Raw genomic sequence first — 13,383 nt, forward strand, 5'->3', positions numbered from 1 at the left:
GTTGTGAGGAGATTTAACCTGCGAAATGCGTATGATGCAATCCGCAGGCAAAGCCTGGGTGGGTTACTGCCCGACCTGCGAAAATAAAGCGCCTGGAGTGGGAATCATCAATAAAAACAAAAAAATCATGTGAACAATCATCTGAAAAGGAGAGTGGGAAAAATGAAGTTTACCCGGAAACTGTATGAGAAGCTGAAGCCCATCTGGCGTGAGAACCACAAGCATCCTTTCGTGGTTGAAATGGGGGCAGGAATCCTCGATCCCGAAAAGTTCCGCTTTTATATGATTCAGGATTATCTGTATTTGATGCAGTATACAAAACTGTTTGCCCTGGGTGTGGTTAAAGCGGAAAGCCTTGAGGATATGCGCTTGTTTTCTCTTTTGCTGCATTCCACCATACATGATGAAATGGAGCTTCACCGAATGTATGCCCAGCGATTCGGCATTACTGCTGAAGAGCTTGAACGGGCAGAATCCTCGCCCGTCACATTAGCATATACGCATTATATGCTGTATTCAGCTGGAAATGGGACTCTTGCAGACCTGACAGCTGCCTTGCTTCCCTGCATGTGGAGCTACTGGGAAATTGGGAAGGAGTTAAGCAGCATTCCTGGGGCTTGTGACCATGAATTATACGGCGGGTGGATAAAAGCATACAGCTCTGGGGAGTTCGGCAGCCTTGCCGAGAGGTGCATAGGCTTGATGGACAGGCTGGCCGAGGAGAAGGCTGATGCAGACCTCATGCGGCTTGAGACCATTTTCCTCAATACGACCCGCTTTGAGTATTTGTTTTGGGACATGGCATACAACAAGGAGATGTGGCCCGGAAATGTGTAATGATGCATTAGAGTTAAGGGGAGTTTCATTTGCCTATCCCAGTGGAAGAGTGTCAGCCCGCCGGCCTTTAAATGCACTGAACTTTAAAGTTTCTGCCGGTGAATTCGTTTCCCTCATCGGGGCAAGCGGTTCTGGAAAAAGCACGATATTCAGATTAGTTTCCGGACTTGAACAGCCGGACGAAGGGACAATTTTACTGAATGGGAGCTCTAAAGCCAATCGTCTCGGCTGTGTTGGGTATATGCCGCAAAATGATTTACTGATGCCTTGGAGGACAGTGCTTGATAACGCAGCGCTTCCGCTGGAAATTAAAGGGTATGAAAAAGAGGAGGCACGTGAAAAAGTACTGAAACTTCTCGGCGAATTTGGTTTGAAGGATGTGGAAGGACACTTTCCGGCTGAGCTTTCGGGAGGGATGAAGCAGCGGGTTTCGTTCCTTCGTACCATCCTCAGCGGCTCTGATCTGCTATTATTGGACGAGCCATTCAGTGCATTGGATGCGATTACCCGGCTTGGTATGCATGAATGGCTCCTCAGGCAATGGAATAAATGGAAGAGAACCATTCTTTTCATTACTCATGATGTGGATGAAGCCATATATTTATCTGATCGCATACTTGTGCTCCCAAAGGATGGAGGACCCATTAAAGAGGTAAGAGTACCATTAAAAAGGCCGCGGGCATTGAGGGATTTAAGCGGGCAGTATGCTGCTGCCCTTAAGGAACAGCTGCTTTCTGCGCTCAGACCAGGGGCAGGTGTATGAGGAAGACTGAATATCTTTATTCTCTGTCACTCACCGCCTGCCTCCTGATTATCTGGGAATTGGCGGCGGAAAGATATGATAAAAGCTTTATTTTCCCGTCTCCAGCTGAGATTACTCTGAAATTATGGGAGCTCCGGTATTTATTGTTTTTTGAACATCTGCCGCCGACATTGATGATCATCATAACCGGCCTTGGCATATCCATCCTGCTGGGTGCTGGTCTTGCAATATGGATGAGTGCAAGCCGGACAGCGGAAAAGGCATTTTATCCTATTCTTATAGCATCGCAGACAATCCCAGTCATTGCGCTTGCCCCAATTTTCATTCTCTGGTTCGGCTATACCATCTGGAGCAAGGTGGCTGTCACTGTGCTGATCACTTTCTTCCCGATTACCGTGGGTGCATTTGATGGGCTCCGTTCCTATGACCGTAATATGAAAGAACTGATGCTGACGCTGGGTGCTTCCAATAAAGATATATTTTTAAAAATGAAGATTCACGGGGCGCTTCCATCCTTTTTTTCAGGTCTCAAGGTGGCGGTTACGCTGAGTGTAATAGGCGCTGCCATTGGGGAGTGGCTCGGGGCCCAGGCTGGTCTTGGATATTTCAGCCGGAGGATGATGACCCAGTTTGACGGGCCCGGGGTATTTGCCCCCATTATCCTGCTGTCACTGCTTGGGATCCTATTGTTCCTGCTCGTAACCCTGCATGAGAGAATATTATTGAAATGGAGAAAAAAAGGATGATAAAAAATTTTGGAATATATCTGGTCCTGCTGCTGTTATTGACTTCATGCAGCAAGGCAGCTGAACATGCCGCCAATAAGAAGGACGGCAGTGATGGATTACAGAAAGTCAGCATTATGCTGGATTGGTATCCAAATGCCGTACATAGCTTTTTATATGTTGCCGAGGAAAAGGGCTATTTTGAAGAAGAAGGTATTAAGGCTGATATACAATTCCCTGCAAACCCAACCGACCCATTGAATCTTGCGGCAGCGGGCAAGGTGACCCTCGGATTATATTATCAGCCAGATGTGATTATGGCCCGGGCAAATGAAAACGTTCCGGTAAAGTCGGTAGCTGCAATCGTCCAATCGCCGTTGAATCATGTTGTATTTCTTCAGGATAGCAAGATAAAAACACCAAAAGACCTGGAAGGTAAAAAGGTAGGCTACCCCGGGATCACTCTGAATGAAGCACTGCTTAAAACAATGGTGGAGCATGATGGAGGAGACTTTGGCAAGGTCGGCATGATTGATGTTGGCTTTGATCTTGGAACATCCATCGCAGCGAATAAAACAGATGCAGTCATCGGTGCATTTATAAATCATGAAGTACCTGTACTTAAGCATAAAGGAATTTCCACCCGCGATTTCAATCCCACTGATTACGGTGTCCCGGCTTATAATGAACTGGTGATTGTCACGAGCGATCAGACATGGGAGGGGCAAAGCGATGCAATCCGCGCCTTCTGGAGGGCTGCAGAGAAAGGGTATGAATACATGAAGGAACATCCTGACGAAGCGCTCGACATTCTAGTAAACCACCAGGATAAAGCGAATTTCCCGCTAAATAGAGAAGTAGAGAGGGAAAGCCTGGATATCCTGCTGCCAAAAATGGAGACCAGGGACAGGAGTTTCGGATCCCAGGATGCGTCGTCATGGACAGAAGTGATGGATTGGATGCGGAACTCAGACTTGCTGAAGACTGCGCCGAAAGTGGATGAATTGATGGTGGATATAATGAGTGAGTGAAAATTTAATCCTAAAGGAAAGCAGACGCCGGGCAGATAAGCTATAATTAGCAATAAAAACAGATAGCTGGAGTGACGAAAACCATGTATTTGACAATAAACGAGACAGCTGAATATTTATCCATGTCTGTTCCATCCGTGGAGAATCTGATCCTGCAGAGGAAGATCAGGTTCCTGCATGATGAAGAAGGCAATGTCCTGATATATAAAGATCAATTTAAGACTCATCTTGAACAGATGGAGAAGTACAAAAATTTGGTGGATGAGCTGGCCGGTGAACCGATTCCTGAAGACAGGGATATAAAGGATGAGGATTAAAATTTAATTGTTTGTAAATTCAGAATTAAAAAACAACGTTGACAAGGCTGCCTTTACTCTCTATAATCAAGAAATACTATTCACTATATTAAAATATTTATAAGCGCTGATAGGAAATTCAGTAGTTTTGATGGTTCTGTTTCAAGAGAGCCGGCGGGTGGTGCAAGCCGGTACAGAAATTAAAGCGAATTTCACTCCTTGAGCTTCTTTTCTATATAACAATAGAAAAGACGGATAAAACCGTTATGTGAACGAAGAGGCAGACTTTGTCTGCAATGAGGGTGGTACCGCGATGACAATCGTCCCTGCTGAGTTTTTTCAGCAGGGTTTTTTTTGTTTTTTAGAGATACTAAGTGAAGATAAGGATGGTGCTGTATGCAAAAAGAAACACTTCAAAAACAGCTGCTCTCGCGTCATGTAAGAATGATAGCGATGGGCGGGATGATCGGTACGGGCATATTTAAAGGAAGTGCCGATACAGTCGGGCTGGCAGGTCCCGCTGTTATCTTTTCTTATTTATTTGCCGGACTCCTGCTGCTTGTCGTAATGGCAGCACTCGCTGAAATGGCGATCGTCTATCCTGGACAGAACATGAACCAGCTGATTGGCAAGGCGCTTGGAAGCCGTGTTTCCTTCGTAACCGGCTGGCTCTACGTTATACTCTGGCTTGTCGTCTGTGTGATTGAAGTCATAGCTGCGGGAAGCTTCCTGCAATATTGGTTCAAAGACACGCCACTGTGGGCACTCAGCCTAATCTGCGCCCTTGGAATCATCCTGCTGAACAGCTTCAGCGTTAAGTATTATGGGGAAATTGAGTATTGGTTCGCGGGTTTAAAGATTTTTGTCATCATCGCGTTCATTTTACTGGGAGCGGCCATCCTGTTCGGCATCATACCAAGCAGCGGCCAGGAAACCTATCTCGACAATTATACAGACTTTGTCCCGAACGGCTGGAACGCCGTATTTGCGACTCTGCTAATCGTGATGTTTTCCTATGGCGGATCTGAGCTGATAGGGTTGACCATCACCGAGATGAAGGATGCTGAAAAGGCGCTTCCGGGCATAGTTAAGGGAGTCATGATGAGGGTCATCCTGTTCTACACGCTGCCCATCATCATTATTTGCGGACTAATTCCGTGGAACGGAATCAATAAAGCGGGCAGCCCGTTTGTCCAGGTATTTGAAACAGCGGGACTTCAAAGTGCATCACACATCGTCAACTTCATCCTGATTACAGCAGTCCTGTCAGCCGCCAACTCAGGCATCTATGGCAGCACGCGGATGATGCATTCACTGGCGGCCACAGGCTCGGCTCCAAAGGGGCTCAGCATCGTCTCGAAAAAAGGCGTGCCGGTTGTGAGCCTTGTGATCAGTGCCTTAGTGCTCTTTGCCGGCACATATATCGCTTATCTTGAGCCTGATCGAGTATTTGGCTATCTCATGGCCATCCCGGGATTTGCTGTTTCATTTATCTGGATCAGCATCTGCCTTGCCCAGCTCAGACTGAGAAGGAAGTACACGAAGCAGCCTTACTTCAGGCTTTGGGGATTCCCGTACATCACACTGTTTGCAATTGCCGGTCTTGGAATCAGTTTTACGGCACTTCTGCTAAGTGAAGCAAACCGTTTAAGTTCGATTGTCTGCATGATGATTGTTGGTGTGCTCATTGTCATGAGCTTCCTTAAGAAGAAGCTGGGCAAAGTGTAAAAATTTTCATTGTCGGCACTGTATCTCCATGCTATCTTAAAAAGAGCAATGAATAAAGGAGATGCAGCATGTCTAAGCTGACTTTGGCGGAAGCCATAAAATTAAAAAGCGTTCTGAATAAGCGGATTCATGAGCTGGAAGATGAAATGGACCGGGTGGCATTTGTGGAAATTGAAAAAGGGAGCGACCTGCCCAAGCAGACACGTTCAATCGTGGATGTGGAAGAGGATCTGGAGGAAATAAGAAAAGACTTCAGGTTTCTTGATAAGCTGGTCTACCGTGCCAACATTGATCATCACATCACTTTTCAGGATGAACCGTTGTCCATCATCGAAGCCATAGAGCTGGCAGCCCAGCTGCGCGCTAAAGCCCGTAAGTTCAAAGAATTGGGGTCGCAGGCTGAAGAAGAGCATCCATACGGTTTCGGCGAAATGGCAGCCATCGTCAAGATTGCCATGTACAAGCCCGAAGAATACCGGCTCAAGGGCCTGGAGGCAGACCGTCAGGCAAACCGGCTGTCCAATTTAATTAATGCAAAAAATTACTCCATTGAGCTCGATTTTGAAAGTGAAAAGTATTTTTAAGCCTTGAAGAGGTGAGACTCCTCTTCAAGGGACAGAAGGAGTCTTTTTCGTACTTTATAAGTATGGTAACCAGTAATGGCAGGCGGACAACCAATCACCGATAACCCTTTACTATTTTACCCTTTACCCATGACCATCTTTGGCAAAAGCGGCCGAGTGCCGAATTAAATCATTTGATGTACTCCTTCTATCAGCCCCCTGCCGTTTTTGGCAGGGGGCTTTCTATTGAACAAGAAAGTTGATTTCCGTTTCAGGCTCTCTGTTGGAGCGGGACAGGCGCTGAGCCTCCTCGGCTTTGCCGCTTTTATCACTGGAAGCTCGAAAGTCTCACAGCTAGCCCGAGCGAAGTCAACTTTCTTAATAATTGAATTTTCTACATAGAACTCATCAGAAAAACTATCATTTATAAAAGAGCTAAATAAAAAAACAGCTGGCCGTGAGTACCGGCCGCTGCTATACTATCTCACTCTATTCCATTCCGGGGCAAGCATGCTATAGACTGCTATATCTTCATAGTGATCATACAGAAACTGGCCGCCGCGCATAGTGCCTTCAAGAGTGAAGCCCAGCCGTTCGGGAATGGCACGGCTCCGGAGGTTGCTTTCGGCACATTTGATTTCAACGCGGTAGAGGCCGAGCACGGTGAATATATAATCCAGGAGGCTTGTGACGCACCGTGTGATGATGCCTTTTCCCTGCGCACTTTCAGAAAGGAAATATCCGATGCTTGTGCTCCTGTTCTGCCAGTCGATATAGTGGAGGCCAATCATTCCAATAAGCTCCCCATTAAATCGGATGCCTGCATCAAAGCCGTTATTATCAGCATAGTTTTTCAGCCAGGCAGGGAATATGGGGACCAGATCTTCCGGCGACTGGCGCTTGTCCACAACGAAAAGCGGAGAACGGTGCCTGCTAAATAAAATTTTTAACAAGCTCTTTCTTTGAGTTTTTAGGTTGAGGCATTGAACTTCCTTAGCAGGCAGAGACCCGACAAGCATAAGGCGAGCAGGCAGTGGGAAGCGATTTTCTTCCCATTGACTGATTGACTTATGACTCGAGGGTCTCAGTTCGCAGCTGGATCAGGAGTATCACATCTTAACATATAATCAACTTTGATTAATAATTTGATTTCCTCACTGAACTCATAAGAAAATAACAACAATCTTTTAGATAAGAGTCAAAAGAAATCATGGAGCCTCCATAACTTAAGATACTTTACGTTTTACATTCTCTTTTCCTTCTTCCTTCCCGCCCGGCATCACCTTCTCAAGGAACAATCCAATCAATACTCCAAGTAAAGCTGGCAGCACCCATTGCAGACCGCTGGAGGCAAGGGGAAGGGCTTTGTTGAAGGCACCCGCCGGACCGAGGTCGATCCCGAACTGGCCCAGGCCGTCAAGGAGCGCGAAGACACCTGTGAATAAAATGGCCATGCCATATACTTTTCTTGAATTATTGAAATACTTGCTGAAAAAAGTCAAAGCTACGAGCACAATCGTTAACGGGTAGGCCATAACCAAGAATGGCACGGACACTTTTAGAATCTGGCTCAGCCCCATATTGGAAAGTGTTAATCCAATCAGGGTCACAGCCAGGACAATGACCTTATAGCCGGCCTTTGGAAGGAGTTTTGAAAAGTATTGACCGCAGGCAGTAGTCAGGCCGACGACTGTTGTAAAGCAGGCAAGGGTAAAAATGATGCCGAGCAGCGCTGTTCCGCTGCTGCCGAACAGGGAAACAGAAGCGGCGGAAAGCAAATCGGTTCCGCTCTCAAAATCGGCTGCAGGCATTCTGGCTCCCATGAGTCCGAGTGTTACGTATACAAGGGCAAGCAGGAAACCGGCGACAAGGGCTGCCTTCAAGGTGTAGCTTGTCAGCTGCTTTCGGCTGCTGACGCCTTTTTGGCTGACAGCAGTCAGGATCACAATGCCGAAGGCCAGTGAAGCGAGCGCGTCCATCGTATTGTATCCTTCCAGGAACCCTTTGAAGAAGGCGCCATCTGCGTAGCCCCCCTGTGGTGCACCAGGCTGGGAGTGAAAACTGATAAGGCCTGTTGTACATAAAGCGACCATGGATACCAGAAGGACAGGGGTAATCCAGCGCCCCATATACTTTTCCATGTAAGAAGGATTCAAGCTGATTAAAAATACTAAAACAAAAAAGATCAATGTAAACAAGAAGAGGGACCGTCCGGATGCATCGGCACCCAGATACGGCTTGATTCCCATTTCATATGCCACATTCGCATTGCGGGGGATAGCGAGAAATGGGCCGATGCTTAAATAAATTATGATCATAAAGATGGTGCTGAAGATGGGGTGTACCCGGTTACCAATGGTCTGCGCCCCCCCTTTTACAAGTGATACAGCAAGAAGCACGGCAAAGGGAAGACCCACTCCTGTAAGGATAAAGCCTGTGATGGCAGGCCAGAAGCTTGAGCCGGATTGTGCACCGAGCACCGGCGGGAAGATTAGATTTCCTGCCCCAAAGAACATGGAGAATAGCATAAGTCCGATAAAGAATGTGTCTCGTTTTTTCATGATGTCTGCTCCTTTATATAAAAAATAAAAAGACCCGCCCCATATAAGGGACGAGCCGTTAACTCGCGATACCACCCTGATTCTGCCCAATGGCAGCACTCTAATCGTGCACATACATGCACGTTCCTTGTTAACGGGGGAAGACCCGGCAATGCTTACTCCATTTTCAGCCCTGCATCTCGGAGAGGATTTTCGGAAGAAATCTGAACGCCGGCTTCCACCATATGCAGGCTCTCTGTGGGACAGAATTTTCATCTTACTTTTTCTCGTCATCAATTTTAATATGTAGGTATTAATTTATCAGGGGAGGAATGAGTTGTCAATGTTTTTTGATAATTTAAAAAAGGAAGAAGTGGTGAAAAATAACAGAAGGGCAGGATCCGAAGTGACGGATCCTGCCTGTTTTTATTGTCCCTGTCTATTGGCAAGATGCTGCTGGGCATAGGCAATCATGCGCTTTGTCATCTCGCCTCCGACAGAACCATTTGCACGCGCGGTTGTATCTGCACCAAGCTGAACTCCAAACTCATTGGCAATTTCTTGCTTCATTTGATCCATGGCGTTTCCAGAGCCAGGAACTAAAAGTTTGTTTCTTGACATGACACATCACTCCCGACGAGTAATTGGGCGAAAGCATTGCCCATCATTAGTTTCTCACCGTTGGAGTGCCTCACTCATGGAAAATATAAACTTTTGTCTGTAATTTTCCTCATGCCTCATCAGCAGGGGCTGCTTCAACGGCAATTTGATAGGCAGACAGGATATTTTCCTTTTCTTCGGAATCCTTGATACTGGTTATATACTGCTCCCCGTCTTCCTCTTCAACCTGCACGAGCAGAGAATCTTCCCCTGAATTCAACAGGGCATAGGATTGTCCATCCATATCAAATAACGCTTCGATGGCATATTCGAATTGGCTGCCGTCTTCATCCTCGATGATGACAAAGTCCCGGATTTCTGGTTCTTGCATTTTTTCCCCTCCTTCTTTGTAATTAAATCTTGCCCGATGATCTGTCATTTTATCAGCGGTATTTTAGTGCAGATTCTAACCCGTGCTTGGAATGCAGACTACTATGTTCGCTCAATCCGCCAAATTCTGTGAAGCTGACTTTGGGGGTCATGGAGTCGGCTGTGGCCATCATCCAGCTTTACAGCGGGTTCAGCAGGGTCTGCAGAATGCGCTGATTGTCGAAAGCCTTCCCGTTTTCAATCATCTATATTTTGATGGCCGTCTCGCTTTATAAGACGCTTTCGAAAGGAACGGAAAGACCTTGGATTATTCATTCTTCCAAAAGCAAAAAAATAAAGAAAAGCCGCTGTTCGCCCTTATAGGACAGCGGCTTTACTTTTGTTTGCAGCAGCAGGGGATGAAACAGCGGGAAGGCTGATTTTGACTTTGGTGCCGTCATTGATTCTGCTTGCGAAGGCAATTTTTCCGTTATGTGCCTGGATGATGCGTGAAGTGACGGTAAGCCCAAGTCCGGTACCTTTTTCCTTTGAGGAATAGAAGGGCTCGCCAAGGTGCTTCATTCTGTCGCTTTCGATTCCGCAGCCATTATCTTTTACGAAGATGGTTACATCTTTACTGTCATCACCAATTCCGATATCAATCGTGTCTGCACCCGCTTCGAGGGAGTTCTTGATGATATTGATGAAAACCTGCTTGAGCTGGTTGGCGTCGCAGTTAATAAGCGGAATGGAGCCGTCAGTGCGGATAAATACCTGTGTTCCCTCACTGTCAATCTGGGGCTGGAGCAGGGCCCTCACATCATGTAGGAGTTCCACTATATTGTGTTCTTTAAATGCCTTCTCCTGCGGCTTGGCTAATACGAGCAGCTCACTTACAATCTGGTTGATCCTGTCAAGCTCGCTGAGCATGATGCTGTAGTAGGTATCAAATTGGCTCTCATTATCTTTAAGAAGCTGTACGAAGCCCATCAAGGAGGTTAAGGGATTTCTCACTTCATGTGCGACACTTGCCGCGAGCTCACCTACCACTGACAGCTTTTCAGTCTTACGGAGCCTCTCCGAGGTCTCCCGGATGGAAGTGACATCACCCGCATACCCGATGATGCCGGTCAGCTCGCCATCGATCAGCATAGGTACAAGTGTACATGCCAGCAGCACGGTTTTGCCGCCGCGTCCTATAAAGGGAATATCGCCTGTTGTGGTGCCGCATGCATGTTCTTTTACATAATCGAAAGAACACTGAAAGACGGGCGCAAATTTTGTACAATCGGTCAAAAAATGATGGAGAGGCTTTCCTTGAAGCTCCCTTTGCGACTGTCCGATAATCCTTTCAAACTGCTGGTTCACTTTTGTGAGGTTTCCATTAAGATCCATCATAAAAATAGGATCGGGGTTATATTCAAAGAGGGATTCATATCGCTGCTTGTTGTCGGAAAGCTTCTTTTCCGCCTTTACCCGCATTGTAATGTCCCGGCCGATAACAACAAGGCCTTTTCGGGATCCATCGCTGTAAAACAGCGGCACTTTTATGGTGTCGAAGGTTTTCTGATCGCCGCCTGGAAGCGGGATGATTTCCTCGCAGCGGGTAATTTTGCCCTCCTGCCAGGTTTCCTCATCAGATACCTCGCAATATTTAAGAGCCTCGCTGTAAAAGTCGGTAAATTCGGAGAGCTCTGAATCTTTAAGTCCCTTATAGTTTACATTCTCCAGCTGGAACAGCTTAAGCCCGAATTCATTGGCTTCAATCCAGCGTCCTTCCCCATCCTTAAAATTGACAAAGTCCACCATGGAGTTGATGAGGGTGGAGAGCCGCTGTTCTTCTTCCTTTGCTTCTGTAAGGGTTTCGATTTTAGAAAAGAGCGAGTAGAGCAGGACACCGGTGACAAAGATGAATAAAAACGCCTTAGCATTTTCTATCCATAAGTGAACGACCGGGTCAATGATATATATATTGATTAGATAATCTGTAGCAAGTATCCAGGAAACGCTGCAAACGATATAAATGAATAATACTTTTTGCTTAGACATAATATCTCCTTAAGTCTTTTGCTATGGCTGTTTTCGCATACATTGTGGCTGTTGAATAAAAAAGCGGATTTCCGCTGCAGGCACTCCACCTGCGCGGGGCGGGCGGCGAGCCTCCTCAGCTGCGCCTGCGGGGTCTCACCTGTCCCGCTGCTCCCGCAACGAAAAGCGAAGAACGGTGCCTGCGCAGGCAGAGACCCGATAAAGAAGACTTGCTGATTGGCGAGCGTAAGCGAAGACAGAAGCTTAGTCGCTCTTATGCGTTAGCCAAGCATAAGGCTGGCAGGCAGTGGGGAGCGGGCTTCTTCCCATGGACTGCTTGACTTATGACTCGAGGGTCGAAAGTCCCGCAGCTGGACCAGGAGTCTCGCGCCTTACGCTCCAATCCACTTGTTAAAATAATTTTTATTTCCTCACAAAATTCAGTAAGAATAACAATCTTTTTAGAATAGTGCCTTTTCCATAAAGGACTTACACATTATATCAGGATTTGTGAATAAACCCAATTGGCCGACCCGGGCTTTCCTGCAATAGAGAGGGCCAGCTCCCTGAGGGGGCTGGCCCAAGTATGCCTTCGTTAGTTTGTATCGGCTTTTTCTTCATAAAGTTTTATGATTTCAATCATGGTTTCTGCCGCCTTTACCATATTATCGACAGAGATATATTCATACCGGCCGTGGTAATTTTCCCCGCCTGTAAAGATATTAGGTGTCGGGAGTCCCATATAAGACAGCTGTGAACCATCCGTACCGCCCCGTATCGGCTTGATAAGGGGCTTGATACCGAGGTTTTTCATAGCCTCATGGGCAATATCAACAATATGCATAACAGGCTTGATCTTTTCTTTCATATTATAATACTGATCCTTCATTTCAAGGACGATATTTTCGGATCCATAGGATTCCTGCAGCTCAGAAACAATTCCTGAGAGCAGCGCCTTCCGAGAGTTGAAGTCTTCACGGTTAAAATCCCTGATTATATAACTCATCCTTGTCTCCGATACATCCCCCTGTATGGAGGAGAGGTGGAAAAAGCCTTCATAGCCTTCTGTCGATTCAGGAGCTTCGGATGATGGAAGGCGGCTGTTGAGTTCCATGGCAATCTTGGCTGAATTAACCATTTTGTCCTTTGCCGAGCCTGGATGGATGTTAAGTCCCTTGATGATGATTCTCGCCTGAGCTGCATTGAAGCTTTCATATTCCAGTTCCCCAAGTGGACCGCCGTCCATAGTATACGCATAGGATGCACCAAAGGCTTCCACATTGAACTTGTGCGGCCCCCGGCCGATTTCTTCATCCGGAGTAAAAGCGACCCTTATTTTTCCGTGGCTGATTTCGGGATGCTTGATCAAATACTCCATTGCTGTCACGATCTCTGCTATGCCTGCCTTATTGTCGGCGCCAAGTAGGGTCGTGCCGTCCGTTGTAATCAAGGTGTGTCCGATATAGTTTTTTAGACTGGGGAATTCAGCAGGTGACATCGAAATGCCCAGCTCCTGATTTAAGGTGATAGAGCCGCCATCATACTCTTCGATAAGCTGCGGCTTTACATCCTTCCCGGTAAAATCTGTGGCCGTATCAACATGGGCCAAAAATCCGATGACCGGAACGTCTTTCTCCGTATTCGCAGGAAGGGAAGCCATTACATAGCCGTGCTGATCGACTGTAACTTCTTTCATTCCAATAGATTCAAGTTCCTCGGCGAGCATCCGGGCGAGCTCCATCTGTCCAGGGGTGGATGGAGTCACTCCGCTCTCGGCATCTGATTGTGTATCGACTTTTACGTATGACGTAAATCGTGAGATGATTTCATTTTTCACATTCCCCAGCTCCCTTTTCTATATATACAATCATATTAACATTTATATACAACTTGCCCTAATCCT

At 46.7% G+C, this 13,383-nt stretch carries 15 protein-coding genes and 2 other annotated features; of the genes, 9 read left to right on the top strand and 6 right to left on the bottom strand.

Annotated elements, in window-relative coordinates; translation table 11 throughout:
- Positions 1-162: 162 nt before the first annotated feature.
- From tenA to V1501_RS03325, 8 genes are all read left to right on the top strand, one after another.
- Positions 163-837, top strand: coding sequence for a thiaminase II (gene tenA, locus V1501_RS03290; protein ID WP_409291431.1), 675 nt, complete (start codon positions 163-165; stop codon positions 835-837).
- On the top strand, positions 830-1,600 hold the full coding sequence (locus tag V1501_RS03295; protein ID WP_409291432.1) for an ABC transporter ATP-binding protein: 771 nt from the start codon (positions 830-832) through the stop codon (positions 1,598-1,600). Before tenA ends, V1501_RS03295 begins: the two co-directional genes overlap by 8 nt.
- On the top strand, positions 1,597-2,346 hold the full coding sequence (locus tag V1501_RS03300) for an ABC transporter permease (RefSeq protein ID WP_409291433.1): 750 nt from the start codon (positions 1,597-1,599) through the stop codon (positions 2,344-2,346). The genes V1501_RS03295 and V1501_RS03300 overlap by 4 nt, the downstream gene beginning before the upstream one ends.
- On the top strand, positions 2,343-3,356 hold the full coding sequence (locus V1501_RS03305) for an ABC transporter substrate-binding protein (protein ID WP_409291434.1): 1,014 nt from the start codon (positions 2,343-2,345) through the stop codon (positions 3,354-3,356). Before V1501_RS03300 ends, V1501_RS03305 begins: the two co-directional genes overlap by 4 nt.
- An 83-nt stretch (positions 3,357-3,439) precedes the next feature.
- Complete coding sequence (locus V1501_RS03310) at positions 3,440-3,673, top strand: excisionase family DNA-binding protein (protein WP_409291435.1); 234 nt, start codon at positions 3,440-3,442, stop codon at positions 3,671-3,673.
- Positions 3,674-3,770: 97 nt separating this feature from the next.
- Positions 3,771-3,983: a binding site (T-box leader), on the top strand.
- Between the two features lie 65 nt (positions 3,984-4,048).
- The gene (locus V1501_RS03315) at positions 4,049-5,380 is read left to right on the top strand and encodes an amino acid permease (RefSeq protein ID WP_409291436.1); all 1,332 of its coding nucleotides are present in this window, start codon (positions 4,049-4,051) and stop codon (positions 5,378-5,380) included.
- A 68-nt stretch (positions 5,381-5,448) separates the two neighbouring features.
- Positions 5,449-5,964 (top strand): hypothetical protein, encoded by a 516-nt coding sequence (locus tag V1501_RS03320; protein ID WP_409291437.1) that lies wholly within the window; start codon positions 5,449-5,451, stop codon positions 5,962-5,964.
- A gap of 225 nt (positions 5,965-6,189) precedes the next feature.
- Positions 6,190-6,345 (top strand): hypothetical protein, encoded by a 156-nt coding sequence (locus tag V1501_RS03325; protein ID WP_409291438.1) that lies wholly within the window; start codon positions 6,190-6,192, stop codon positions 6,343-6,345.
- Positions 6,346-6,422: 77 nt separating this feature from the next.
- Here V1501_RS03325 and V1501_RS03330 read toward each other — a convergent pair whose 3' ends face one another.
- The 4 genes from V1501_RS03330 to V1501_RS03345 all read right to left on the bottom strand — a co-directional run bounded on the left by V1501_RS03330 (position 6,423) and on the right by V1501_RS03345 (position 9,474).
- Entirely contained in the window at positions 6,423-6,896 is a 474-nt protein-coding gene (locus V1501_RS03330; RefSeq protein ID WP_409291439.1) for a GNAT family N-acetyltransferase, read from the bottom strand.
- Between the two features lie 273 nt (positions 6,897-7,169).
- A complete protein-coding gene (gene brnQ / locus V1501_RS03335; protein WP_409291440.1) occupies positions 7,170-8,504 on the bottom strand; it encodes a branched-chain amino acid transport system II carrier protein in 1,335 nt (444 codons plus the stop codon).
- Between the two features lie 43 nt (positions 8,505-8,547).
- Positions 8,548-8,786, bottom strand: a binding site (T-box leader).
- Positions 8,787-8,909: 123 nt separating this feature from the next.
- On the bottom strand, positions 8,910-9,104 hold the full coding sequence (locus tag V1501_RS03340) for a small, acid-soluble spore protein, alpha/beta type (RefSeq protein WP_409291441.1): 195 nt from the start codon (positions 9,102-9,104) through the stop codon (positions 8,910-8,912).
- Positions 9,105-9,213: 109 nt separating this feature from the next.
- Positions 9,214-9,474, bottom strand: coding sequence for a DUF1292 domain-containing protein (locus V1501_RS03345; RefSeq protein ID WP_409291442.1), 261 nt, complete (start codon positions 9,472-9,474; stop codon positions 9,214-9,216).
- An 82-nt stretch (positions 9,475-9,556) separates the two neighbouring features.
- On the opposite strand from V1501_RS03345, the gene V1501_RS03350 reads away from it, so the two are divergent.
- Positions 9,557-9,748, top strand: coding sequence for a hypothetical protein (locus V1501_RS03350; protein ID WP_409291443.1), 192 nt, complete (start codon positions 9,557-9,559; stop codon positions 9,746-9,748).
- 82 nt (positions 9,749-9,830) lie between these two features.
- Here V1501_RS03350 and V1501_RS03355 read toward each other — a convergent pair whose 3' ends face one another.
- Positions 9,831-11,501, bottom strand: coding sequence for a PAS domain S-box protein (locus V1501_RS03355; protein WP_409291444.1), 1,671 nt, complete (start codon positions 11,499-11,501; stop codon positions 9,831-9,833).
- A 574-nt stretch (positions 11,502-12,075) separates the two neighbouring features.
- Positions 12,076-13,317 carry a peptidase T gene (gene pepT / locus V1501_RS03360; protein ID WP_409291445.1) on the bottom strand — a complete coding sequence of 414 codons (1,242 nt, stop codon included), beginning with the start codon at positions 13,315-13,317 and terminating at the stop codon, positions 12,076-12,078.
- Positions 13,318-13,383: the final 66 nt, after the last annotated feature.

The organism is Paraperibacillus esterisolvens (assembly GCF_046237625.1).
GTDB classification, from domain to species: Bacteria; Bacillota; Bacilli; order Bacillales; family DSM-1321; genus Paraperibacillus; species Paraperibacillus esterisolvens.

Coding starts and splice junctions, on each gene's coding strand:
- tenA (WP_409291431.1), top strand. CDS start 163: ATGAAGTTTACCCGGAAACTGTATGAGAAGCTGAAGCCCATCTGGCGT.
- V1501_RS03345 (WP_409291442.1), bottom strand. CDS start 9,474: ATGCAAGAACCAGAAATCCGGGACTTTGTCATCATCGAGGATGAAGAC.
- V1501_RS03310 (WP_409291435.1), top strand. CDS start 3,440: ATGTATTTGACAATAAACGAGACAGCTGAATATTTATCCATGTCTGTT.
- V1501_RS03295 (WP_409291432.1), top strand. CDS start 830: ATGTGTAATGATGCATTAGAGTTAAGGGGAGTTTCATTTGCCTATCCC.
- V1501_RS03320 (WP_409291437.1), top strand. CDS start 5,449: ATGTCTAAGCTGACTTTGGCGGAAGCCATAAAATTAAAAAGCGTTCTG.
- V1501_RS03315 (WP_409291436.1), top strand. CDS start 4,049: ATGCAAAAAGAAACACTTCAAAAACAGCTGCTCTCGCGTCATGTAAGA.
- brnQ (WP_409291440.1), bottom strand. CDS start 8,504: ATGAAAAAACGAGACACATTCTTTATCGGACTTATGCTATTCTCCATG.
- V1501_RS03300 (WP_409291433.1), top strand. CDS start 1,597: ATGAGGAAGACTGAATATCTTTATTCTCTGTCACTCACCGCCTGCCTC.
- V1501_RS03355 (WP_409291444.1), bottom strand. CDS start 11,501: ATGTCTAAGCAAAAAGTATTATTCATTTATATCGTTTGCAGCGTTTCC.
- V1501_RS03340 (WP_409291441.1), bottom strand. CDS start 9,104: ATGTCAAGAAACAAACTTTTAGTTCCTGGCTCTGGAAACGCCATGGAT.
- V1501_RS03305 (WP_409291434.1), top strand. CDS start 2,343: ATGATAAAAAATTTTGGAATATATCTGGTCCTGCTGCTGTTATTGACT.